This is a genomic window from Mesorhizobium sp. M0563, from assembly GCF_040321065.1.
Taxonomy (GTDB): domain Bacteria; phylum Pseudomonadota; class Alphaproteobacteria; order Rhizobiales; family Rhizobiaceae; genus Mesorhizobium.
On record NZ_JAMYQV010000011.1, the window covers coordinates 133,018 to 155,975 of the forward strand.

The 22,958-nt window shown below is 63.6% G+C and carries 20 protein-coding genes; 16 read left to right on the top strand and 4 right to left on the bottom strand.

Translation table 11 applies throughout. From position 1 onward, the window contains the following. Positions 1-60 precede the first annotated feature (60 nt). A complete protein-coding gene (locus NKI50_RS16245; protein WP_023718396.1) occupies positions 61-399 on the bottom strand; it encodes a co-chaperone GroES in 339 nt (112 codons plus the stop codon). Between the two features lie 243 nt (positions 400-642). On the opposite strand from NKI50_RS16245, the gene NKI50_RS16250 reads away from it, so the two are divergent. Next, positions 643-915, top strand: a complete 273-nt coding sequence (locus NKI50_RS16250) for a hypothetical protein (RefSeq protein ID WP_023718395.1) — start codon at positions 643-645, stop codon at positions 913-915. Further along, complete coding sequence (locus NKI50_RS16255) at positions 912-1,178, top strand: DUF1488 family protein (RefSeq protein WP_023718394.1); 267 nt, start codon at positions 912-914, stop codon at positions 1,176-1,178. Before NKI50_RS16250 ends, NKI50_RS16255 begins: the two co-directional genes overlap by 4 nt. Here NKI50_RS16255 and NKI50_RS16260 read toward each other — a convergent pair. Then, entirely contained in the window at positions 1,175-1,648 is a 474-nt protein-coding gene (locus tag NKI50_RS16260; protein WP_245278553.1) for a hypothetical protein, read from the bottom strand. The two genes, NKI50_RS16255 and NKI50_RS16260, sit on opposite strands and share 4 nt — an antisense overlap. Before the next feature lie 266 nt (positions 1,649-1,914). On the opposite strand from NKI50_RS16260, the gene NKI50_RS16265 reads away from it, so the two are divergent. The 14 genes from NKI50_RS16265 (at position 1,915) to NKI50_RS16330 (ending at position 17,645) form a co-directional block, all read left to right on the top strand. Beyond that, positions 1,915-2,325 (top strand): DUF3168 domain-containing protein, encoded by a 411-nt coding sequence (locus NKI50_RS16265; RefSeq protein WP_023718393.1) that lies wholly within the window; start codon positions 1,915-1,917, stop codon positions 2,323-2,325. A 398-nt stretch (positions 2,326-2,723) separates the two neighbouring features. Further along, positions 2,724-3,023, top strand: coding sequence for a hypothetical protein (locus NKI50_RS16270; RefSeq protein ID WP_023718391.1), 300 nt, complete (start codon positions 2,724-2,726; stop codon positions 3,021-3,023). 64 nt (positions 3,024-3,087) lie between these two features. Next, positions 3,088-3,753, top strand: coding sequence for a response regulator transcription factor (locus tag NKI50_RS16275; RefSeq protein WP_023718390.1), 666 nt, complete (start codon positions 3,088-3,090; stop codon positions 3,751-3,753). Between the two features lie 10 nt (positions 3,754-3,763). Then, the gene (locus NKI50_RS16280) at positions 3,764-5,176 is read left to right on the top strand and encodes an ATP-binding protein (protein WP_352717122.1); all 1,413 of its coding nucleotides are present in this window, start codon (positions 3,764-3,766) and stop codon (positions 5,174-5,176) included. 109 nt (positions 5,177-5,285) lie between these two features. After that, entirely contained in the window at positions 5,286-5,720 is a 435-nt protein-coding gene (locus NKI50_RS16285; RefSeq protein WP_023718388.1) for an RT0821/Lpp0805 family surface protein, read from the top strand. A 117-nt stretch (positions 5,721-5,837) separates the two neighbouring features. Beyond that, positions 5,838-6,968, top strand: coding sequence for a c-type cytochrome biogenesis protein CcmI (gene ccmI, locus NKI50_RS16290; RefSeq protein WP_023718387.1), 1,131 nt, complete (start codon positions 5,838-5,840; stop codon positions 6,966-6,968). 3 nt (positions 6,969-6,971) lie between these two features. Continuing rightward, a complete protein-coding gene (gene ccmE / locus NKI50_RS16295; RefSeq protein ID WP_023718386.1) occupies positions 6,972-7,415 on the top strand; it encodes a cytochrome c maturation protein CcmE in 444 nt (147 codons plus the stop codon). A 71-nt stretch (positions 7,416-7,486) separates the two neighbouring features. Next, complete coding sequence (locus NKI50_RS16300) at positions 7,487-9,475, top strand: heme lyase CcmF/NrfE family subunit (RefSeq protein WP_023718385.1); 1,989 nt, start codon at positions 7,487-7,489, stop codon at positions 9,473-9,475. Beyond that, positions 9,472-9,939: a cytochrome c-type biogenesis protein gene (locus NKI50_RS16305; RefSeq protein ID WP_023718384.1), complete on the top strand. Its 468-nt coding sequence runs from the start codon at positions 9,472-9,474 to the stop codon at positions 9,937-9,939. Before NKI50_RS16300 ends, NKI50_RS16305 begins: the two co-directional genes overlap by 4 nt. A gap of 116 nt (positions 9,940-10,055) precedes the next feature. After that, a complete protein-coding gene (locus NKI50_RS16310; RefSeq protein WP_023718383.1) occupies positions 10,056-11,612 on the top strand; it encodes a Do family serine endopeptidase in 1,557 nt (518 codons plus the stop codon). 300 nt (positions 11,613-11,912) lie between these two features. Next, positions 11,913-12,587, top strand: a complete 675-nt coding sequence (locus tag NKI50_RS16315) for a response regulator transcription factor (RefSeq protein WP_023718382.1) — start codon at positions 11,913-11,915, stop codon at positions 12,585-12,587. Between the two features lie 6 nt (positions 12,588-12,593). After that, complete coding sequence (locus NKI50_RS16320) at positions 12,594-14,063, top strand: sensor histidine kinase (RefSeq protein ID WP_352717111.1); 1,470 nt, start codon at positions 12,594-12,596, stop codon at positions 14,061-14,063. Next, on the top strand, positions 14,063-17,029 hold the full coding sequence (locus tag NKI50_RS16325) for a bifunctional [glutamine synthetase] adenylyltransferase/[glutamine synthetase]-adenylyl-L-tyrosine phosphorylase (protein WP_352717113.1): 2,967 nt from the start codon (positions 14,063-14,065) through the stop codon (positions 17,027-17,029). Before NKI50_RS16320 ends, NKI50_RS16325 begins: the two co-directional genes overlap by 1 nt. Positions 17,030-17,174: 145 nt before the next feature. Further along, a complete protein-coding gene (locus tag NKI50_RS16330; RefSeq protein ID WP_352481890.1) occupies positions 17,175-17,645 on the top strand; it encodes an EF-hand domain-containing protein in 471 nt (156 codons plus the stop codon). Between the two features lie 52 nt (positions 17,646-17,697). Here the strand turns inward: NKI50_RS16330 and NKI50_RS16335 are convergent, their stop codons facing one another. Together NKI50_RS16335 and pepN are read right to left on the bottom strand one after the other, a co-directional pair. Beyond that, entirely contained in the window at positions 17,698-20,025 is a 2,328-nt protein-coding gene (locus NKI50_RS16335; protein ID WP_023718378.1) for a PAS domain-containing sensor histidine kinase, read from the bottom strand. A 181-nt stretch (positions 20,026-20,206) separates the two neighbouring features. After that, entirely contained in the window at positions 20,207-22,852 is a 2,646-nt protein-coding gene (gene pepN / locus NKI50_RS16340) for an aminopeptidase N (RefSeq protein WP_023718377.1), read from the bottom strand. Positions 22,853-22,958 lie beyond the last annotated feature (106 nt).

Below are 22,958 nucleotides of genomic sequence, written 5' to 3' on the forward strand. Positions count from 1 at the left end.
GCGCCTGAATCAAAGCTTGGAGCATCCTTTGCGCGCCCGGCAGGGCGCGCGGCATTCCAATCAGGCGGCCTTCTTGGTAGCCACGCTCTTGTCGATGATACCCATCTCGCTCTTGTCGATGATGCCCATGATGTCGGCCTCCTTCATGATCACAAGGTCCTCGCCGTCTATCTTGACCTCGGTGCCGGACCATTTGCCGAACAGGATGAGGTCGCCGGCCTTGACGTCGAGCGCCATCAGCACGCCGCTTTCGTCCCGCGCGCCCGGCCCGACGGCGATCACTTCGCCTTCCTGCGGTTTTTCCTTGGCATTGTCGGGGATGATGATGCCGCCCTTGGATTTGGTGTCGCTTTCGGCGCGCCGAATGACGACGCGATCGTGGAGTGGCCGGAATTTCATGGGGACTCTTTCTGGGGCCGGCTTAGGCGGCCGCCCCTCTCTATAGGCGCCTTGGCACTCGATTGATAGGAGTGCCAAAAAATATTCATGGGGTATGTCAAATATTGAATGAATTATTTTGCCTGGCTATCCCTTGGTGTTCGGGCATTGCCGAATATTAATGAAATTGAATTTCTGTCTTTGAACACCTATTTTATGGTGAAGTTCACACTCACGACTTTCGCTGCAAGGGAGATTTTACCGATGGCCGAAGGCAATCAGAACATCATGGAAAAAGCTCAGGCTCGCTTCATGGAAAATCAAAAGAAAACGGCGGAGCGGAACAAGGCAACTGCCGAATATCTCTCGGAGGCCAAGGCCAGGGCGATCAAAACGGCAAGACTGAGGGAATTGCGACTGGCCAAGGAAGAGGCGGATCGCGCGGCGGCAGCTCTGAATCCGGTCGCCCCAAAGAAGAAGCGGGCGGCGCGGACAGTCAAGCAGGCCGTATCCGCATCGACGGAGGCCAAATCATGAGCCTGACATTTCCCAATCCCAGCCGCAGCTACGACGAGGCAAGCAAACGCATCCGCTTCGTCGGCCATGACGGCATGTTCCAGATTTCCTTCTCTGTCGCAACCGATGCCATCTCCAAAGTGCAGCCGGGAACGGCGGCCTCGGAAGCTACCTATCTGGCGGCCTTCGACACGGCTTCCAGCTCGATCCACGATGTCGCCAGGAATGCCTATGCCCGCACCCGCAGGAGCATATATGTGCTGACTGCGGCCGATTTTCGCTAGATCCGTCGCGATCCGTCCACAAGACGCTTTCTCGGGGCTTCCGGTCCGCCTGCATCCGCCGCGATGTCACGACTGTTCAGCCGATCGACCATCGCGTGCGCATCGCACGTGTTCATGCCGACCATGGATTGCTGCTTGAGCTCGACAGGCTGGCCGGTGAAGACGTAGAAGACGGTCCAGCTGTGAGGACGTTCCATACGCAGCGCGTAGCGGTTTGCCATCTTGGCATCCTTTAGTTTCCGCCCGATCGATGAATGTCGCTGGGCGACGAAGAATATTGCCGCCAGGACAAGCACCGTCCACAAAACGACGAACAGCTTCAGGGCCAGGCTACCGTGCGCCGAGAGCAGCTCCCGAGTGCGGTTGACCAAATTCTTGATGGTCATCGACATGGTCGGCGCCGCAATCGCGACCGGCCGCGCCCTGACCCCAAGCTTTCCGAAAACAGGCAGCAGCGATGGCTCGCGCACGAAAACGACCTCGAATGTTTGGAAACCAGAATCTTCATAGCATCGTTCTTCGAACGCCCTGCACGCCAAATGAATTCGCGTCACCCTCAAGGGCGTCCGTGACGCGAAAGGCCGCGGCGTCGCGGGTTCCAGTAGCAGGGCTTATTCCCGAGATCATGAAGGTTCATAATCCGTATGAGACGCGCTGATTCGCGCTTTGCCGGGATGCCGCCATGCAACGCAGCTACGCAGCAGGGAGGTCGACGCGACGGGCGAGGGGAAAGACAATGACCGCGCCACCCGTCGAATTGCAGAAGGCCATATTCGAGGCAGTGAATGGCGATCCCGATTTATCGGCGGCACTGGGCGACGCAAGATTGTTCGACCGTGCGCCGGAAAATGTTGCGTTTCCCCACATGACCTTCGGCCGCACCAGCGTTTACGACTGGGCTACGGGCACGGAGAACAACGCCGAGCAGTTGCTGACGCTGCATGTCTGGTCGAAGTCCGAGGCCAGCAAGGAAACGCTCGACATCATGGACCTGGTCAGCGCCCGCTTGCGAGATGCGGCACTCTCGCTTGGCGAACATCGCCGCGCCTATCTCAAGCTCGAATTCGCCGAAGCCCGCTACGACGAGGACCTTTCGGCCCATCACGGGCTGCTGCGTTTCCGCGCCATGATCGAGGATGAGGGCTGACCGCCGGGCACTTTCCGTAAGAATCGGGCAATTTTGTTCTTGCTTTGTGCCGGCAGCTATGCTACTAATTTCACTATGGTGCTGATTGGCGCCAACGACCCGCCGCCGAGCGGGTTTTTTTGTTTCAGGTCGGTTCGCCTGAACCTGCCTTCGGTTGCCGGATCGATTGTCCCGGATCGATTGTCGAAGTCGGCGCACACCTGAAGCGATTGCCTTCTCCGCCAAATGATGCCGGTTGTCGGCGAAGGATCGGAGGGCTAGGTTAAACTTTGGCGATTTCGCGAGACGGGCGGCGAGATGGCAATCCGGTAATCTCGCGCTTCAGGGGTGTGGCGGGCATGCATTCGAGCGTTCACCGTTCATATCACGTTCAGCACCAGCGCGTTAGAACGCTGACCATGAACATCCTTTGCTCCCACTTCCGGACCGCGGCACTGGCGCTCTCAGCCGCCGGTCTGCTTGCGTCGCAGGCGATGGCGATCCCCGTTGTCGTGCCCGAGCAGCCCCAACCGGTCGTCCTCGCCGCCTCGGACTGCTATGCGATCGGCCAGCAGGTGGCCGAGCAGAATGGCGGCACCCTGGCCAAGGCCTCGCAGTCGACACGCGGCGGCCAGCCGGTCTGCGTCATCGTCGTGCTGGTTCCGGGCAAAGAAGGGCAGCGTCCGCGTCGCTCGGAGATCGTCGTTCCGCTGAACTGAACCGTGCCGTTTCCCAGTCTGCCGGAATCGGCCTATATCTGAACAGCTTCAACAGGCCTCCCGCATGCGCGTACTCGTCGTCGAAGATGACAAGGATCTCAACCGGCAGATCGGCGACGCGCTGGTCGATGCCGGCTATGTCGTCGATCGCGCTTTCGACGGCGAGGAAGGGCACTTTCTCGGCGACACCGAGCCCTACGATGCCGTCGTGCTCGACATCGGCCTGCCGCAGATGGACGGCATCAGCGTGGTCGAGCGCTGGCGGCGTGGCGGCCGCAAGATGCCGGTGCTGATCCTGACGGCACGCGACCGCTGGAGCGACAAGGTTGCCGGTATCGACGCAGGCGCCGACGACTACGTCACCAAACCTTTCCACATCGAGGAAATCCTGGCCAGGGTGCGGGCCTTGATCCGGCGTGCCGCCGGGCATGCCTCGTCGGAGCTGACCTGCGGACCGCTGCGCCTCGACACCAAGGCCTCCAAGGCCGACGTCGATGGTGTACCGCTGAAGCTGACATCGCATGAATTCCGCCTGCTTGCCTATTTGATGCACCATATGGGCGAGGTCGTGTCCCGGACCGAACTGGTCGAGCATCTCTACGATCAGGATTTCGACCGCGATTCCAATACGATCGAGGTCTTCGTCGGACGGCTTCGCAAGAAGATGGGCATCGACATGATCGAAACCGTTCGCGGCATGGGCTACCGCATGCGTAAGCCGGAGGCGTAACGCGGAACCGCTGCCTACAAAACCCGCCGTCTCGAACACGCCGTCGCTGCGGTCATGGCCGCGTTCGCTGGCGTTTCGCGTCATCGCCTTTTCCACGGTCTGGGCGATCCTCACTCTGGTCGTCATCTTCATCTTGATCACCACGCTCTATCGCCAGGCCAGCGAGCGCGGTTTCGACAGCCTGCTCTCGGCGCATCTGTTCAACCTGATCGGCTCGGTCGGCGTTTCCGAAAGCGGCCAATTGACCGGCGCTCCCGACCTTGGCGATTTGAGGTTCTCGGAGCCGAATTCCGGCTGGTACTGGTCGGTCGAGCCCGCCTCGGAAGGCGTGCACGGCGATCTCCATTCGTCGTCGATGACCAAGGCGATCCCGTCGCCAAGCGTTGCCGAGGTGCCATTCAATGCCAGCTTCCAGCGCAGTTATTCGGCGGACGGCATCGAAGGCGAGCAACTGGAGGTGTTCGAGAGCGAGTTCGTCCTCGATGCGAAAAACCGCGCCGCGCGCTTCCGTGTCATGGGCAACCAGACCGAGCTCGAGCAGGAAATCGCCACCTTCCAGCGGCGCCTTTTGACCTATCTGTCGCTGTTCGGCGTCGGCATGATCGCCATCAATGCAATCGCCATCCTGCTCGGCCTGCAGCCGCTGCGCCGGGTCAGGAATGCCCTTGCCATGGTGCGCGAAGGAACTGCGCAACGGCTCGACGGCCGCTTCCCGGCCGAGATCGAGCCGCTCGCCAACGAGACGAATGCGCTGATCGAGAACAACAGGCGTATCGTCGAGCGGTCGCGCACGCAGGTCGGCAACCTCGCGCACTCGCTGAAGACGCCGCTGGCCGTGCTGCTCAACGAGGGGCGGGCGCTGGGTGGCGCCAAGGGCCAGCTCATCGCCGAGCAGGCCGCTTCCATGCAGAAGCAGGTCGACCACTATCTGCAACGTGCCCGCGTTGCCGCGCAGCGCGACAGCGTCGTTTACCGCACGCCGGTGGCGCCGCTGGTCCAGCGCATGGTGCGCGTGCTGCAGAAGCTCAACCCGCGGACCGCGCTCTCGCTCTCGCTGCCGGCCACCGACATCGTCTTTGCCGGCGAACGTGAGGACCTTGAGGAGCTGCTCGGCAATCTGCTCGACAATGCGATGAAATGGGCAAGGAGCGCGGTCGCCGTTTCCGTCAAGCCCATCGCCGGCAGGGAAGGGGCGGCCAATCTGTTCGAGATAGCCATCGAGGATGACGGCCCCGGCATTCCCGAAGACAAGGCGCGCGAGGCATTGCAGCGCGGACGGCGTCTCGACGAGACAAAACCCGGCAGCGGGCTCGGACTTGCCATTGTCGCCGACCTTATCAACGAGTATGGAGGCGTTCTGGCGCTGGAACGATCCGTCATGGGTGGATTGAAGGCGGTGGTTCGATTGCGGAGCCTTCAGTAATGCTTTTCCGGGCGGCTGGCTGCGGCCAAATTTCCGATAAACATCGACATTATGGCGGCGCCAGCCTGCTGACAGCGCGGCGGTCCAGCTCAAGAAAGCCGGTATTGGCATGAAGATTCGCGTCGCGCTCGTTTCCGCCCTGCTCGCCGTCTCCGGCTGTACGACGCTCGGCAAGGGCCCAGCCGTTACGGTGACACCGGCCGCCACGCCTCCCAGTGGCGCCAAGGTCGCGACGACGATCATCGCCGCCATGGGCGGCGGCCTCGTCGGTGGCTCGATCGGCACCGGCTTGAGCGAGACCGAGAAGCGCAGCGCGCTCGAGGCGGAATACAAGGCGCTTGAATATACGGCGAGCGGCCAGAAGGTGGCGTGGAAGAGCGACAGTTCGGCCCATCGCGGCGAAGTTGTCGCCGCCCAGCCCTATCGCGTCGGCTCGCAGGACTGCCGGCAATACACCCATACGGTGTTTACCGGCGCTGCCGGCGCCACCGCGCGCGGAACCGCCTGTCGCAATGCCGACGGCAGCTGGACCCCGCTGACGTAGCTCGCCGGCCATTGATACACCGATCCCGGTCCGGCACTATCGATCGGAGCGGTCCCGTCAAAGCGTCGCAGCACGCTTGTGTTGGCAGGGCAAGGGTCTCGTTCTATTGGAAGAGCCATGCTGTTCTGGGTCATAGCCGCAATCCTGACGCTGGGCGCAAGCCTGGCGGTGCTGCTGCCGTTGGCGGGCGAAACAAAGAACACGTCCGCTGCCGGCGATCACGACCTTGAAGTCTATCGCGACCAATTGGCCGAGCTTGACCGCGACGTGGCGCGTGGCCTGATCCGGCCAATGGAGGCCGAAGAGGCGCGCGCCGAGATCGCCCGCCGCATCCTTCGCCTGAGCAATGCCGGCCCGGCCGGCACGACGGCGACACAGCGGTCGACAAGGCTGGTGGCGACCGCTGCCGTGCTGGTGGTTCCGCTGGTTAGCTGGGGCCTTTACGGCCAGCTCGGCTCACCCGACCTGCCGTCGCAGCCGCTCAGCGAACGCCTGGCCAAGAACCCCGCCGACAGCTCGGTGGACGAGCTGGTGGCACGCGCCGAAGCGCACCTTGCGGCCAACCCGTCCGATGGCCGCGGCTGGGACGTGCTGGCGCCGGTCTATCTGCGCATGCAGCGATACGCCGATGCGGTAACCGCCTACCGCAATGCCATTCGCCTTGACGGCGACAGTGCCGCCCGTCAAGCCGGCCTCGGCGAGGCGATCGCCAATGCGGCCGGCGGCATCGTTTCAGCCGACGCCCAGGCTGCTTTCGAGGCGGCGCTGAAGCTCGATCCGGCAAACCCGAAGGCCTCGTTCTATCTCGCCATGGGCTTGGCGCAGGAAGGCCGCACAGCTGAAGCGACGGCGGCTTGGCAAAAGATGCTTGCCGCCTTGCCGCAGGGCTCGCCGTGGCGCGGTGCCGTCGAGCAGGCGCTCGCTGAATCCGCCGCCCGCAACGTCGCTTCGGAGGCGCCCGCGAAAGGGCCGAGCGCCGACGATATCGATGCTGCCTCCTCGATGTCGCCGCAGGACCGGCAAGCCATGATCAGCACCATGGTTGCCGGCCTCGACGAAAAGCTTCGGCAAAATCCGCGCGACGAGGAAGGGTGGATGCAGCTCGTTCGTTCCTATGCCGTGCTGGGCAAGACAGATCAGGCGCGTGACGCACTCAATCGCGGTATCGCCGTCTTTGGCGCGGACAGCGACCAGGCCAGGAAATTCACCGCCTTTGCCGCCTCGCTCGGCGTGACGGCGACGGAGTAGACGATGACGCGCAAGCAGAAACGACTGTCGGTGATCGCTGCGGGGCTGGCCTTCCTCGGGGTTGCCACCGGGCTGACCTTCTATGCGCTCGGCCAGAAGGCCTCCTACTTCTACATGCCGGCCGATCTGGCCACCGCCAGCCTTCAGCCGGGCCAGCGTATCAGGCTCGGCGGCCTCGTCGAAAAAGGCACAGTAGAGCGTAGCCAGGGCGCCACCGTCGCCTTTTCGGTGACCGACAACCAGAAGGACGTCAAGGTTACCTATACCGGCATTCTTCCCGACCTTTTCCGGGAAGGGCAGGGCGTGATCACCGAAGGCTCGTTCGGCCCTGACGGAATCTTTGTCGCCGACAGCGTGCTCGCCAAGCATGATGAGACCTATATGCCCAAGGAAGTGGCCGACGGCCTCAAGGCCAAGGGCGTCTGGCAGGAGAGCAAGAGTGACTAGAGAGGTTCCGCAAAAGTGTTCCACGGTTTTGCGGCAAGAACCTGCGGCAAAACCTGGCGAGCGGGGCGACAATGGTTGAAACCGGACATTTCGCCCTGGTCCTGGCGTTTGCGCTGGCCCTGGTGCAGACGGTGGTGCCGCTGTTCGGTGCGCGCACCGGCAACCACAAGATGATGGCCGTCGGCGCACCCGCCGCGCTGACCGGCTTTGCCTTGACAGCGCTGTCCTTCGTGGCGCTGGCGACCGCGTATGCAGGCTCCGACTTTTCGGTGGAGAGCGTCTGGGAGAACTCGCATTCGCTGCAGCCGCTGATCTACAAGATCACCGGCACTTGGGGCAATCACGAAGGTTCGATGCTGCTCTGGGTGCTGATCCTGACCTTCTTCGGCGCGCTTGTCGCCGTCTTCGGCGGCAATCTTCCGGCGACGCTCCGGGCCAATGTGCTTGCGGTGCAGGGAGCGATCGGCGCTACTTTCTTGCTGTTCATCCTGACGACGTCGAACCCGTTCGTCAGGCTCAATCCGGCGCCCATCGAGGGCCGCGATCTCAATCCGATCCTGCAGGATCTCGGCCTCGCCATCCATCCGCCGCTGCTCTATCTCGGCTATGTCGGCTTTTCGATATGCTTTTCCTTCTCGGTCGCCGCCCTCATCGAGGGCCGCATCGACGCATCGTGGGCGCGCTGGGTGCGGCCGTGGACGCTGGTCGCCTGGATGTTCCTCACCGGCGGCATCGCCATGGGCTCCTACTGGGCCTACTACGAGCTCGGCTGGGGCGGCTTCTGGTTCTGGGATCCGGTCGAGAACGCGTCCTTCATGCCGTGGCTGGCGGGCACGGCGCTGCTGCATTCGGCGATTGTCATGGAAAAGCGCTCGGCGCTGAAGATCTGGACGCTGCTGCTGGCGATCCTGACCTTCTCGCTGTCGCTGCTCGGCACCTTCCTGGTGCGCTCCGGCGTGCTGACCTCAGTCCACGCCTTCGCCACCGATCCGACGCGCGGCGTTTTCATCCTCTGCATCCTGACGCTGTTCATTGGCGGCTCGCTGGCGCTGTTTGCCTTGCGCGCCTCCCGGCTGACGGCCGGCGGCCTGTTTCACCCGATCTCGCGCGAAGGCGCGCTGGTCCTCAACAATCTGTTCCTGACCACCGCCACCGCCACCGTGCTGGTCGGCACGCTCTACCCGCTCGTAGTCGAAGCGCTTTCGGCCGACAAGATTTCTGTCGGCGCGCCGTTCTTCAACCTGACATTCGGCCCGCTGATGGTGCCGCTGCTGGTCGTCGTGCCGTTCGGGCCACTGCTCGCCTGGAAGCGCGGCGACATTTTCGCGGTCGCCCAACGCCTGATGGCGGCTTTCGCGGCGGCGCTGCTCGCCGTGCTGGTGACCGCCCTGTTCATCGATGGCGCTTCGGTGTTGGCGGCACTCGGTGTCGGCCTTGCCTTCTGGCTGATCTGCGGCGCGTTCACCGATCTCGCCGTCAAATCCGGCTTCGGCACCGTCGCGCCCGCCACCGTGCTCAGGCGCTTCGCCGGCCTGCCGCGCTCGGTCTTCGGCACAGCGCTTGCGCATCTCGGCCTCGGCCTGACGACGCTCGGCATTGTCGGCACGCTTTGCTTCGGCACCGAAAAAATCCTGTCGATGCATGCCGGCGATACAGTCGAACTGTCCGGCCACACCCTGCGCTTCGAGGGGCTCTACCCGGCCCAGGGGCCTAACTACAGCGAGGATCGCGGCCGCTTCGCCCTGCTTGGCGCTGACGGCAGCATCGCTGGCGAGATCACCTCAGCCAAGCGCTCATACCCGGTGCGCCAGATGACAACGACCGAATCCGGCATCAGCACGATCGGCTTCAGCCAGCTCTATCTCTCGCTTGGCGACGAGGCCAGCGACGGCTCTGTAGTCGTTCGTCTGTGGTGGAAGCCGCTGGTGACGCTGATCTGGGGTGGCGGCCTGGTGATGATGGCGGGTGCGGCGATGTCGCTGCTCGACCGCCGCCTGCGTGTCGGCGCGCCGTCGTCCCGCAAGCCGGCGGGCGCCGTGCCATCGGCGAGCCCGCCATGAGCCAAAGGGTCACGCTGGCCTCGCTGGTCCTCTTGCTGGCGCTGTTGTTCGCCGGCGCCGCGCAGGCGGTCAAGCCCGACGAGGTGCTCGCCGACCCGGCGCTCGAGGCGAGGGCGCGCGCTTTGTCGGAAGGCTTGCGCTGCATGGTCTGCCAGAATCAGTCGATCGACGAGTCCGATGCCGACCTTGCCCGTGACCTGCGCATCCTTGTGCGCCAGCGCCTGGTCGCCGGCGATACCGATCAGCAGGTGATGGACTATGTCGTTTCGCGCTACGGCGAATTTGTGCTGCTGAAGCCGCGCTTCAATCTGCGCAATGCCTTGCTCTGGGGCACGCCAGTTCTTCTGCTGCTCGTTGGCGGGACGTTCATCCTGCTGGCCGCTCGCTCGCGCCGCTCGACAGCGACCGCTGCCCTGACCTCGGACGAGAAGGCGGCGTTGGACGCGATACTCCGCCGCGATTGATCCTAACATTACGAAAGTTTCATGTACCGGAAATGGCGCCGTAATGTGCGGCTCTCTATTTCCTTTGTCGAGGATGCCAATCAAGGGGCGTCCCTTGAAAAGAGGATACGAGAACCATGAATGTTGCCCCCAATTCATATCTTCGCACCCGCAAACGCCTGCTGGCCGCAGCCGCATCCCTAGCCATTGCCGGCGCGATCGGCTTTGGTGCTGTTGCCACCGGGACAGCCCCGGTTCTGGCCGATGCCGTGCGTGTCGAGGCACCGCAGGTCCCGAGCTTCGCCGATGTGGTCGAGCGCGTTTCGCCGGCGGTCGTCAGCGTGCGCGTCAAGGCCAAGATCCAGTCGACGGCCGATGACGGTTCCGGCCAGATGGACGACGAGGACGGCCTAGGCAATCTTCCCGACAATCCGCAGCTGCGCCGGTTCTTCCGCGAATTCCGCGGCTTTGGCGATCAAGGCGGCGACCAGGGTCCGAACGGAATGCGCCGTTTTGGACACCGTGACCGCAACAACGACCAGCCGCGGCCGGTGGCGCAAGGGTCGGGCTTCTTCATCTCCGATGACGGCTATCTCGTCACCAACAACCATGTCGTCGAGGAAGGCACCGCCTTCACCGTGGTGACCAATGACGGCAAGGAGCTTGACGCCAAGCTGATCGGCACCGATCCGCGCACCGACCTTGCCGTGCTCAAGGTCGATGACGGCAACAAGTTCACCTATGTCGACTTCGCCGATGATTCCAAGGTTCGCGTCGGCGACTGGGTGGTGGCTGTCGGCAATCCGTTCGGCCTCGGCGGCACGGTTACCGCAGGCATCGTTTCGGCCCGCGGCCGCGATATCGGCGCCGGCCCCTATGACGACTTCATCCAGATCGACGCCTCGGTGAACCGCGGCAATTCGGGCGGCCCGACCTTCAACCTCAACGGCCAGGTCGTCGGCATCAACACCGCGATCTTCTCGCCGTCGGGCGGTAGCGTCGGCATTGCCTTCGACATTCCCGCTTCGACCGCCAAGCAGGTCGTGCAGGATCTGATGAAAAACGGCACAGTCCAGCGCGGCTGGCTCGGCGTCGAAATCCAGCCGGTCACGCCCGAAATCGCCGAGTCGCTTGGCCTTGGGTCCGGCAAGGGCGCGCTCGTTGCCAGCGCGCAGGACAACAGTCCCGGCAAGAAGGCCGGCATCACCGCAGGTGACGTGATCACTCAGGTGGACGGCAAGGACGTTGCTTCGCCGAAGGAACTCGCCCGTCTGATCGGCGCTTACCCGCCCGGCAAATCGGTCGATGTCACGGTGTGGCGCAACGGCAAGAGCGAGGCGGTCAAGGTCGATCTCGGCAAGCTGCCGTCGAGCGACAAGCAGGCCTCGGCCGACCAGCAGCCTGCACCCGCGCCGAAGACCGATACGCTGGCCGATCTCGGCCTGACCGTCACCAAGTCCGACAACGGCAAGGGTCTTGTGGTGACCGATGTCGACCCCGACAGCGATGCCGCCGATCGCGGCATCCAGCCCGGTGACGTCATCACCTCCGTCAATTCGACGGAAGTGACCGGCACCGGCGACATCGACAAGGCGATGGCCGACGCGGTGAAGTCCGGACGCAAGGCGGTGCTGATGCAGATCACCCGCGACGACAGCAACCGCTTCGTCGCGCTGCCTGTCGCCAAGGGCTGACGACCGGTTCGACTTTTCCGGTGCGGCGGTTTTCACACCCCCGAGCCGCCGCACGGGAAAGCACGGGGCCTGAATACGTTAGTCAGTCATCGTGTTCCGCCCCAGCGGCAGCGGGCTTCCGATCGCCCGCTGCCGCTCGAACGTGTCGGTCAAAGCGTGAAGCGGTTTTAGGCTACGACATGCTAAAACAAAGACTTACCGCGTATTCCTGAATCACTTTGTTCGCGATACGCCATGGAGACGGCCACGATGCATATGCCGGCCACTCAATCTTCCAGCGAAATCGCGTATAACGGTTCTATGAAGATTCTCGTCATAGAAGACGATCGCGAGGCGGCCGACTACCTGCAGAAGGCGTTCGCCGAGGCCGGCCATACCGCCCATGTCGCCGGAGACGGCGAAACCGGCTTCGCACTCGCTGATTCCGGCGACTATGACGTCATGGTCGTCGACCGCATGATGCCGCGCCGCGACGGCCTGTCCGTCATTGCCGGGCTCAGGTCCAGAGGCAATACGACGCCCGTGCTGATCCTGTCGGCGCTCGGCGAAGTCGACGACCGGGTCACCGGTCTGCGTGCCGGCGGCGACGACTATCTGACCAAGCCCTACGCGTTTTCCGAACTGCTCGCCCGCGTCGAGGTGCTGAACCGCCGCGCCAGCGCCAGGGAGGCAGAAACCGTCTACCGGGTCGGTGATCTCGAACTCGACCGGCTGTCGCATTCGGTGCGGCGCGCCGGGCGCGAGATGACGCTGCAGCCACGCGAGTTCCGCCTGCTCGAATATTTGATGCGACACGCCGGCCAGGTAGTGACGCGCACCATGCTGCTCGAGAACGTCTGGGACTACCATTTCGATCCGCAGACCAACGTCATCGACGTTCATATCTCGCGGCTGCGCGGCAAGATTGAGAAGGGCTTCGACAAGCCGATCCTGCACACGGTTCGCGGCGCCGGCTATATGCTGAAAAGCGGCTAGAACCCCATGGCCCTTTCCGTGCCGGCCATCATGAGGACGACGGCAGCGCGGCTTTCAGCGCTTTATCTTCTGCTTTTTGCGCTGTGCGCTGTGCTGCTGGTCTGGTACATGACCTCGCTCTCGGCGCGCATGCTGACTGCCCAGACGCAGGAGACGATCAACGACGAGGTACTCGGCCTTGCCCGCGCCTATCAGCGCGGCGGCCTACCGGTGCTGGTCCGCGTCGTCGAGCAGCGCTCCCGCCAGCCCGGCGCCAATCTCTATCTGATCGCCGATGCCAACGGCCAGATCCTGACCGGCAACGTGCAGAGCCTGGAGCCGGGCGTGATTGAGGCCGAGGGCTGGACCACCGAACCGTTCTCCTACCGCCGCTTCGGCGAGGGCGAGCTCGAGCGGCAGCGCAACCCGGTCTCCGACCCGAACGAGCCCGCGCAGAACGAGGTCCAGGCCGAAGGCGAGAAAGGCCACAACGCCATCGCCCTGGTGCTGCGCCTGCCCAACCAGATGATCATGCTGGTTGGCCGCGACCTCGGCGAGCCGGAGCGCTTCCGCGCCGTCATTCGCCGCGCCTTGATGCTGGCGCTCGGCATGATGGGCGTCGGCGGGCTGCTGATCTGGTTCTTCGTCGGGCGCGCTGCGCTGAAGCGCATCGACAGTGTGTCGGAGGCGAGCCGCCGCATCATGGGCGGCGATCTTTCCGGCCGGCTGCCGGTCACCGGCGCCGGCGACGAGTTCGACCGGCTGTCGGAAAACCTCAATTCCATGCTGGCCAGGATCGCCACGCTGAACGAGGGACTGAAGCAGGTCTCCGACAACATCGCCCACGACCTGAAAACGCCGCTGACCAGGCTGCGCAATCGCGCCGAAGCGACGCTTTCCGGCAAGCACAACACCAGCGACTACCGACAGGCGCTGGAAGGAACGATCGCCGAATCCGATCAGCTGATAAAGACCTTCAACGCCATCCTGATGATCTCACGGCTGGAGGCCGGCTATTCCTCCGAAAGCACCACCAGGGTCGACCTGGCCGCTGCCGTGCACGACGTCGTCGAACTCTACGAGCCTGTGGCGGAAGAGGCGGGTGTGACGCTCGAAACCTCGGTACAGGGTGCCTTCGCCGTCAACGGCAATCGCGAGCTGATCGGCCAGGCGCTGTCCAATATCGTCGACAACGCGATCAAATATTCGACCGACTCGACCTCCAGGCCTACGGTTCGCGTGACGCTGGAGCGTATCGATGGCGAGATCAGGCTTGCTGTTTCCGACAACGGCCAGGGCATTCCCGACGATGTCGACCGCGCCAGGGTGACCGAGCGTTTCGTGCGGCTGGAAAAGAGCCGCTCGCAGCCGGGTTCCGGCCTTGGCTTGAGCCTCGCCAAGGCGATCATGACGTTCCACAATGGACGGCTTGCGCTTCTGCCCGGCAATCCCGGATTGTCCGTCGTCATGAGTTTTCCCGGGCGGGAGGATCGCTGATGGTGGCGAGGATGGCAGCGCGACGCCGCGAGACGGACTGGCTTTTGAAGCCGGCGGTAAAGCTCGTTCCGCTGGATGCAAGCCGCGCCAGGCAGGAATTGGCGGAGATCGCCGACGCCGCGCGGCAGGAAGAACTGCCGCGACTGGCGAAATTTCTCGCCGGCAAGGAGGTCGTCCAGGATTTCCTCGCCGCCGTTTTCGACCTGTCGCCGTTCCTGCGCGATACCGCGCGCCGCCGGCCGCGAATCCTCGATGCGCTTTTTGACGAGATCATCGAGGCGCGGCTGTCATCGATCGGCGCCGCGGTCGACAAGGCAGCGCGCGCAGAGGCCGTCTCCGAAGGCAGCCTGATGATGGAGCTGCGCCGATGCAAGGCGGAGGCGCATTTCCTGATCGCCTTGGCCGATCTCGCCGGCGAGGCCGAGACTTCGCTGACGGTGCGGCGACTGAGCGACCTTGCCGACGCCTGCACGCGTGCAGCCGTCGATTTCCTGCTCCGCGACGCGCATGAGCAAGGCAAGCTCAGTTTGCCGGATCCGAAAAATCCGGCGCAACGCTCGGGCTGGATCCTGCTCGGCATGGGCAAGCTCGGTGCGCATGAGCTGAACTTCTCCTCCGACATCGACCTCGTCGTCTTCTTCGACCCCGATGCGCCTGCCGTCGTCGATCCGCTCGATGCCACCGAGCTGTTTTCGCGCCTGACCCGCCGGCTGGTCCGCATTCTCCAGGACCGCACCGAGCACGGTTACGTCTTCCGCACCGATCTCAGGCTTCGTCCCGACCCCGGCTCGACGCCGCTGGCGATCCCGGTCGAGGCGGCGCTGCGCTACTATGAGGCGCGCGGCCAGAACTGGGAGCGCGCCGCCATGATCAAGGCGCGCCCGGTGGCTGGCGATCTTGCCGCCGGCGCCGCGTTCCTGAAGGAACTGCAGCCCTATATCTGGCGCAAATACATGGACTATGCGGCGATCGCCGACGTCCATTCGATCAAGCGCCAGATCCACGCCCACAAGGGCCATGGCGAGGTCGCGGTCAAGGGCCACAACGTCAAGCTCGGCCGCGGCGGCATCCGCGAGATCGAGTTCTTCGTCCAGACCCAGCAGCTCATCGCCGGCGGTCGCTTTCCCGAACTGCGCGGCCGCGAGACCGTGCCGATGCTTGGCGAACTCTCCGCGCGTGGCTGGATCACTGCCGATGCGCGCGATGCGCTCACCAGGCAATACTGGTTCCTGCGCCGCGTCGAGCACGCCATCCAGATGGTTGCCGACCAGCAGACGCACATCCTGCCGGAGGACGAAGAGGGGCTGGAGCGCGTCGCCCGCATGCTGGGCTTTGCCGATGCGGCAGGCTTTGCCGAAGCGTTTCGCGCGGCCCTGCACCAGGTCGAGCGCCACTATGCAGCGCTGTTCGAAACCGCGCCGGAGCTTTCGGCAGGCATCGGCAATCTGGTCTTTACCGGCGACGTCGACGATCCCGACACCTTGCAGACCCTGAAGCGGCTCGGCTTCCAGCGGCCGAGCGACATCTGCCGGGTTATCCGCGGCTGGCACTTCGGCCGGTATCGCGTCACCCGGTCGGCGGAAGCGCGCGAGCGGCTGACCGAACTGACGCCGGCGCTGCTGCAAGCCTTCGGCCAGACGCGGCGGGCGGACGAGGCAGTGATCCGCTTCGACGAATTCCTTGCCGGCCTGCCTGCCGGCATCCAGCTGTTTTCCCTGCTGCAGTCGAACCCGGCTTTGCTGAAGCTGATGGCGACGATCATGGGCGCGGCACCGCGGCTGGCCGCCATCATCACGCGCCGGCCACATGTCTTCGACGGCCTGCTCGATCCGGCGCTGCTCAGTGAACTGCCCAACCGTGCCTATCTGTCGGCGCGTCTTGCCGCCTTCCTCGAAGGCGACAGGGCCTATGAGGACGTGCTCGACCGACTGCGCATCTTTGCTTCGGAGCAAAAGTTCCTGATCGGCGTCAGGCTGCTTGCCGGGTCGATCGATCCGCCGCGCGCCGGCCGCGCTTTTTCCGATCTCGCCGATCTGACTATCGAAGCGGCATTGCAGGCGGTGATGGCCGAATTCGCGCTGCGTCATGGCTATATTGCCGGCGGCAGGGTCGCACTGCTCGGCATGGGCAAGCTCGGCAGCCGCGAACTGACGGCAGGTTCCGACGTCGACCTCATCCTGCTCTACGATCACGACGCCGATGCCGAGGAGTCCGACGGCGACAAGCCGCTTGCCCCGTCGCATTACTACAGCCGGCTGACGCAGCGGCTGATCGCCGCCGTTTCCGCGCCGACCGCCGAGGGCGTGCTCTACGAGCTCGACCTTCGCCTTCGGCCGTCCGGCAACAAGGGGCCGGTGGCCACGCATGTCGACGCCTTCAAGAAGTATCAGCGCCAGGACGCCTGGACATGGGAGCACATGGCGCTGGCGCGAGCCCGCGCGATCGGCGGCGATGCCGAGCTCTGCCGCGAGGTCGAAGGGGAAGTTGCCGCAGTGCTCGCTCTGCCGCGCGATCCAGTCAAGGTGATGGCCGAGGCATCCGAGATGCGCGCCATGGTCGACAAGGAGAAGCCGCCGCGCGATACCTGGGACATCAAGCTGATCCCGGGCGGCCTCATCGATCTCGAATTCATCGCCCAGGTTGCGGTGATTACCGGAAAGATCGAGGCAGGCCGCAGGGCCACCGGCACGGCTGACATCCTGTCGCGCCTGGCGCCGGATTTCGCCAGCGCCCAGGTCAGGCAGGAACTGGTGGATGCCTATTCGCTCTATCTGGCGCTGACCCAGATAATACGGCTTTGCCTTACCGGCGCGTTCGAACGCGACGACGTTCCGCCAGGGCTTTCGGATCTGCTTCTGGCGGTCACCGACCTGCCGGATTTCGGTGTGCTTGAAGCGCACCTCAAGGAGACGTCGCAGAAGGTCAGAAAGGATTTTGACCTTTTGCTTCGTGCGAAACAACCGTGACGGCAATCGGCCGAACGGGCGAGAGCATCGGAGCCAAAAGTGGCGGCCTGCTTTGGGAGCTTCCGATGCTCAAACAAGGAGATAGAGCGGGGATTGAAGATCTGCCGCTCTAGCATCGGGGGTGACGATGCAACAGGAGAAGACCATGAGAAAGACGACCAGACTTGCACTCGTTTTCGCAGCCCTGGCCGGCGCCGTCGGCACCGCTGCCTATGCAGACGAGCACTCCGGCGCCGGGCCGCGCGAGGGCATGATGATGCGCCTCGGTAAGGTCATGAAGGACAATGACGGCACCATCACCTTCGACCAGTTCTCCGACGCCATGAACGCGCGGCTGAAGAAGATGGTCGCCGACAATGGCGGCAAGCTGACCGTGGCACAGCTCGCCGACGCGCTGGAGAAGGCACGCTTCGAGCAGATGGCCAGGCGCATCATCGCCCGCTACGACACCAAGGGCGACGGCACGCTGACCGCCGACGACATCACCAGCCGCCAGAAGAAGGTGTTCGCCATGCTCGACCGCGACAATGACGGCAAGATCGAGAAGAACGAACTGCCGAAGGGTCCCGGCCGTCACCACCAATGGGGCGGCGACGGCAATGACGGCATGCAGTGAGAATTAATAACCTCTCCGGCGGCGCGAGCCGCCGGAGACTTATTTTGTCGTTTCAGGCAGCGGCCTTGACCGCCTGCGTGGCTTTCTTGATCGGGATGCGTACCGAGACGATCGTGCCGACGCTTTCGGTCGAGCGGATCTTCAACGCGCCACCCTGAAGCTCGGCCAGCGAGCGCGAGATGGCGAGGCCGAGGCCGGAGCCGGCATGGCTCTTGGAGAACTGGTTTTGCACCTGTTCGAACGGCCGCCCGAGCTTGCTCAGCGCCGCCTTCGGGATGCCGCAGCCATTGTCCTCGATCGTCAGGATCAGCGCGCTGGAAATGCTGCGGGCCCTGACCGAGATGTGGCCGCCTTGCCCGGTGAACTTCACGGCATTCGATAACAAATTGATGAGGATCTGCTTGATCGCCCTGCGGTCGGCGAACAGCGTCAGCGAATCGGCGATGCGGGTTTCGACGGTGATCGATTTTTCGGCCGCCTGCAGCGAAACGACGCGAACCGTTTCCCTGATCAGCGGGCAGAGATCGATTTGTTCCTGATCCAGCGCGAACTGGCCGGCCTCGATCTTCGACATGTCGAGGATATCGTTGATGACGCCGAGAAGATATTTGCCGCTGCCGTTGATGTCGGTGGCATACTCTTCGTAGCGCGGCGAACCCAGCGGCCCGAACAGGCCCCGTTCCATCAGTTCCGAAAAGCCGATGATCGCGTTGAGCGGCGTGCGCAACTCGTGCGACATATTGGCCAGGAATTCAGATTTGGCCCGGTTCGCCGCTTCCGCCCGCTCGGTTTCCTTCATGTATTTGCGATTGAGCTCGACGAGTTCGCGGGCCCGTTCTTCTTCCGCCCGACGGGCAAGGCTGAGGTCGTGGATCGTTGCCATCAAACGGCGCTCGCTGTCGACCAGCTTCTCCTGGTGCAGCTTGATCTGGGTGATGTCGGAGCCGACCGAGACGGTGCCGCCGTCCCTTGTCCGCAATTCGTTCACCTGAAGCCAGCGGCCGTCGGCAAGCTGGCGCTCGAAGGTCACGCCCCCCTGCGGTCCGTTGGTATTCGCAAGCCGCCGCTCCGAGGCGAACGCCAACATGCGTTCATCCAGCACGGCGCGCGGGGCGCCCGGCATCACGTCGCGATCCGACAGGCCGTTATCCTGCTGGTATTTGGAATTGCACATGATCAGGCGCTCGGACGAATCCCACAGCACGAAGGATTCGTTGATGTTTTCGATGGCTGTCCTCAGGCGCAGGTCCGCGGCTTCGGAGCGCAGCGCCAGGTGCCGCTGCTCGGTGACGTCGACGGCGATGCCGATCAGCTGGATCTCCGGGGCTTCCGGGTCGATAACCTGTGCTCTTGCCCGCATCCAGACCCATTGCCCGTCGGCATGACGCATCCGGAACACCTGGTCGATGTGGTCGATCTCGCGCCCGACGATCCTGTTGGCGAGTTCAAACAAATCGCCGTCCTCGGGATGGATGATTTCGTCGACTTCGCCGAACGACAGCATCGTGTCGCAAGGCTCGTAGCCCAGCATGTCGTACATCGAGCGCGACCAGTACATCTTGCCGCGCACCATGTCCCAGTCCCACAGGCCGCAGCGGCCGCGCACCAGCGCCATGTCGATGCGCTGGTGGGCTTCGAGATAGATGCGGTCGGCGGCCTGGGCGCGCGCCGCCTGGCCGAAATAGGCGTAGAGGATGATGATCAGCACGCCGGCCGTCAGCACAAACAGCGTGACGTTGAGCGAGACCGTCTTGCGCCAGGTGTCAAAAACTGCCTCCTGCGGCACAAAGGCTGCCGCGGCACCCCTTCGGCCATTCGCCAGGCTCACCGCCGCGTACCAGTCCTGTCCGCCGATGCTGACCTCCATCACCCCGGCGCGGTCGCCGAACATGAACAGCGGCTGCCCGCCCTGCACGACGCCATCGAGCGATCGCCCCTCCCAGTGCGTCGACTGCGGCGATACGGCAATGATCTTGAAGGCGCTGTCGGTGATCGCCAGTACGTGGCTTCGGCCCATCGCGCCCTGACGGCCGGTTCCCTCCAGCAGGTCCTGGATCGCGCCGGGCGTCGAAACCATGGTCGCGTCGGCAGCGATCGAACTGGCCAGTTGGCCCGCGGCCAGCGCAAGGATCGCCTTGGCGTCGCGCTCGATCTCGTCGCGCTCGTTCATCAGCGACAGAAAGCGCAATACTGCAATGATCAACAGAAAGATGATGATGAGGGCCGGTATCGATCGCCGCAACAGCGGCTCGGCTGCCAGCAGCCGTCGGTAGGCAGGTTCGGCGATGAGCCGCGTATTGCCGGCGAGACCGTCGCTTCGCGCCTCGCGTCGCTCAAAAGCCGTCCCACCGGGCGCGCCCCACGCGTCCGCCTTCGCCATAAATGGCACTCCCCGATTTTCAATCTGCTTGACGATCCGGCAACGCCGCACTTCCGAATCGTCTGTAAAGAATCAAAGGTGATTCGCCTTGTCCAGAGGCGCGGCGAAAAAAGATTAAAAATCGACTAAAATAATGCGGTTTTCGGGCGAGACGCCATTGTGGTGGTGAGCCGGCGCGTTGTCAGGCCAGCGTGCGCTCGACGATGTCTCGCAAATCGGCCGACAGCTTCTCTGCATTGGCGATCGAAAGCAGCGCCTCCCTTGCCTTGGCCTGCCGCACCGGTTCGAGCGACCGCCAAGACCTGAGCGCCGTCGCCAGCCTGGCGGCCACCTGCGGGTTGCGCTTTTCCACCTGCAGCACCGTTTCGACGAAAAGCCGGTAGCCCTCGCCGTCGGCGCTATGGAAGCCGGTCTGGTTGGCGCTGGAAAACGTACCGATGAGTGAGCGCACCCGGTTCGGGTTGGCCATCGAGAACGTCGGGTGGCCGGTCAAAGCGCGCACCGCATCGACGGTTTGCGGGCCGGGCACACTGGCCTGGATCTGGAACCATTTGTCCATGACCAGCGCATCGGTTGCATATCTCGCCTCGAAATCGGCCAGCGCCTTGGTCGCCTCCGGTGAGCCGTGGTGACGGTGCGCAAGCACGGTCAACGCCGCGGCCCGGTCGGTCATGTTGGTCGCCGACTGGAAGTGCCGGGCAGCGAGTTCCGCGCCTCCCGGCAGCAAGCAGAGATAATCCAGCAGGACATTGCGCAGTGCACGCCGCCCGGCACTGGTCGCATCCGGGCTGAACGGACCATTGTCGGCGAGCCGATCGTAAAGTTTGGAGAATATCTCGCTGTTGGTCTCGGCGATCGCAACCACTAGCGCCTCGCGCGCCGCGAAAATGGCGTCGGGGTCGATGTTCTTGCCAATGTCGCGGGCGATATCGGCCTCGCCGGGCAGCGCCAGCGCCAATGCCCGATAGGCGGGTTCGAGTGCTTCGTCGCCGGCTATCTTGCCCGCAAGCTCGGTCAGCCGGGCGCTGAACTCGGGTTGCCTGTGGTCCAGGATCTGACGGAAGGCTGCAATCAGGGCATCGGTCAAAAGCGTGTTGAACGCCTGCCAGCGCGAGAAGGCGTCGCTGTCATGGCCAGCCAGAAAAAACTGGTCGTCGGGCCGTTGCTCGACCGAAAGCGTCACCGGCGCCGAAAAGCCACGGTTGAGCGACATGGCCGGACGCTCGGCAATCCCGGAAAACCTGACGACATGGCGACGTTTGCGGATATGGATGACACTGTCCTCGACGTTCGCCCCTTCGACGCCGCTATGCGCTATCGCCTCGCCACCGGCGCCAACCAGGCCGAAGGCAAGCGGAATGTGCATCAGCCGCTTGCGGCTTTCCGCCGGTGTTGGCGGCACCGACTGCTCGATTTCGAGCGTGAATTCTCGCGCCGCCGGATTATATGCTGAACTGACGGTCAGGTTCGGCGTACCGGCCTGATGGTACCACAGCGAAAACTGCGACAGGTCGCGACCGGAGACGTCTTCGAACACCTTGATGAAGTCTTCCATCGTCGCCGCCTGGCCGTCGTGACGTTCGAAGTACAGGTCCATGCCGGCGCGGAACGTCTCGGCGCCGAGGATGGTATGGATCATGCGCACGACTTCCGAGCCCTTTTCGTAGACCGTCGCCGTGTAGAAATTGTTGATCTCGCGGTAGCGGCGCGGCCGCACGGGATGCGCCAGCGGCCCCTGGTCCTCGGGAAACTGATGGGCGCGCAGCGTACGCACCTCGGCGATGCGCTTGACGGCGCGCGAGCGCTGATCGGCGGAGAATTCGTGGTCGCGGAAAACGGTCAGGCCTTCCTTCAGGCAAAGCTGGAACCAGTCGCGGCAAGTGATTCTGTTACCTGTCCAATTGTGGAAATACTCATGGGCAATGATGGCTTCGATATTGGCGAAATCGGCGTCCGTCGCGGTTTCCTGGTCGGCCAGCACATACTTGTCGTTGAAGATGTTGAGACCCTTGTTCTCCATCGCGCCCATATTGAAGTCGGATACGGCGACGATGTTGAAGACATCGAGGTCGTATTCGCGGCCGAACGCCTCCTCGTCCCATTTCATCGAGCGTTTCAAGGCATCCATGGCGTAGCCGGCGAGCCTCTCCTTGCCCGGTTCGACATAGATTCCGAGCTCGACGTTGCGGCCAGACAGGGTAACGAAACTGTCCGAGATCTTGCCGAGGTCGCCCGCCACCAGCGCAAACAAATAGGACGGCTTGGGGAACGGGTCGTGCCAGACCGCATAGTGCCTGCCGCCGGCAAGTTCGCCGCTGCCGGCCGGGTTGCCGTTGGACAAAAGCAGCGGCGCCTCACGGCGCTGAGCTTCGATGCGCACCGTATAGACCGACAGGATGTCGGGGCGGTCGAGGAAATAAGTGATGCGGCGAAAGCCTTCGGCCTCGCACTGCGTGCAATAGACGTCGCTGGAGCGATAGAGGCCCATAAGCGCTTCGTTCCGCGCCGGCGCCAGCACGGTTTCGATTCTCAGTTGGAAGCGCCTTGCCGCAGGGGGGCTGACGATTGTCAGTTGATCGGGCGTGGCGAGAAAATCCGCAGGGCTCGTTTCCTGGCCGTCGATGGCGATGCTGCTGAGCGTCAGCCCGTCGCCATCGAGCACCAGCGGCACTGATGCCGCAATCCCGTCGCGGCGTTCGACCGCCAGCACGGCGGTGACATGCGTTGCTTCAGGTGAAAGGCGGAAAGTCAGGCTGGTTTCCGGAATGAGATAATCGCTGGGGCGATAGTCTTCGAGCTTGAAGACCTGGCCGGTATCGGTGCGCATTCCTTGATTTTTCCTGTCGATCCGGGAGTGGCGGGCGGGTCCGCTGGTCCAAATAAATTGAAGTCTGCGCTCTTTACACGAAACACTCCCTCGACAAAACTGCAGC

Excerpts from the sequence above, each read along its gene's own strand:
- NKI50_RS16245 (WP_023718396.1), bottom strand. The coding sequence starts at position 399 with ATGAAATTCCGGCCACTCCACGATCGCGTCGTCATTCGGCGCGCCGAA.
- NKI50_RS16285 (WP_023718388.1), top strand. The coding sequence starts at position 5,286 with ATGAAGATTCGCGTCGCGCTCGTTTCCGCCCTGCTCGCCGTCTCCGGC.
- pepN (WP_023718377.1), bottom strand. The coding sequence starts at position 22,852 with ATGCGCACCGATACCGGCCAGGTCTTCAAGCTCGAAGACTATCGCCCC.
- NKI50_RS16315 (WP_023718382.1), top strand. The coding sequence starts at position 11,913 with ATGAAGATTCTCGTCATAGAAGACGATCGCGAGGCGGCCGACTACCTG.
- NKI50_RS16265 (WP_023718393.1), top strand. The coding sequence starts at position 1,915 with ATGACCGCGCCACCCGTCGAATTGCAGAAGGCCATATTCGAGGCAGTG.
- NKI50_RS16250 (WP_023718395.1), top strand. The coding sequence starts at position 643 with ATGGCCGAAGGCAATCAGAACATCATGGAAAAAGCTCAGGCTCGCTTC.
- NKI50_RS16330 (WP_352481890.1), top strand. The coding sequence starts at position 17,175 with ATGAGAAAGACGACCAGACTTGCACTCGTTTTCGCAGCCCTGGCCGGC.
- NKI50_RS16300 (WP_023718385.1), top strand. The coding sequence starts at position 7,487 with ATGGTTGAAACCGGACATTTCGCCCTGGTCCTGGCGTTTGCGCTGGCC.
- NKI50_RS16320 (WP_352717111.1), top strand. The coding sequence starts at position 12,594 with ATGGCCCTTTCCGTGCCGGCCATCATGAGGACGACGGCAGCGCGGCTT.
- NKI50_RS16335 (WP_023718378.1), bottom strand. The coding sequence starts at position 20,025 with ATGGCGAAGGCGGACGCGTGGGGCGCGCCCGGTGGGACGGCTTTTGAG.
- NKI50_RS16305 (WP_023718384.1), top strand. The coding sequence starts at position 9,472 with ATGAGCCAAAGGGTCACGCTGGCCTCGCTGGTCCTCTTGCTGGCGCTG.
- NKI50_RS16325 (WP_352717113.1), top strand. The coding sequence starts at position 14,063 with ATGGTGGCGAGGATGGCAGCGCGACGCCGCGAGACGGACTGGCTTTTG.
- NKI50_RS16270 (WP_023718391.1), top strand. The coding sequence starts at position 2,724 with ATGAACATCCTTTGCTCCCACTTCCGGACCGCGGCACTGGCGCTCTCA.
- ccmE (WP_023718386.1), top strand. The coding sequence starts at position 6,972 with ATGACGCGCAAGCAGAAACGACTGTCGGTGATCGCTGCGGGGCTGGCC.
- NKI50_RS16275 (WP_023718390.1), top strand. The coding sequence starts at position 3,088 with ATGCGCGTACTCGTCGTCGAAGATGACAAGGATCTCAACCGGCAGATC.
- ccmI (WP_023718387.1), top strand. The coding sequence starts at position 5,838 with ATGCTGTTCTGGGTCATAGCCGCAATCCTGACGCTGGGCGCAAGCCTG.
- NKI50_RS16310 (WP_023718383.1), top strand. The coding sequence starts at position 10,056 with ATGAATGTTGCCCCCAATTCATATCTTCGCACCCGCAAACGCCTGCTG.
- NKI50_RS16255 (WP_023718394.1), top strand. The coding sequence starts at position 912 with ATGAGCCTGACATTTCCCAATCCCAGCCGCAGCTACGACGAGGCAAGC.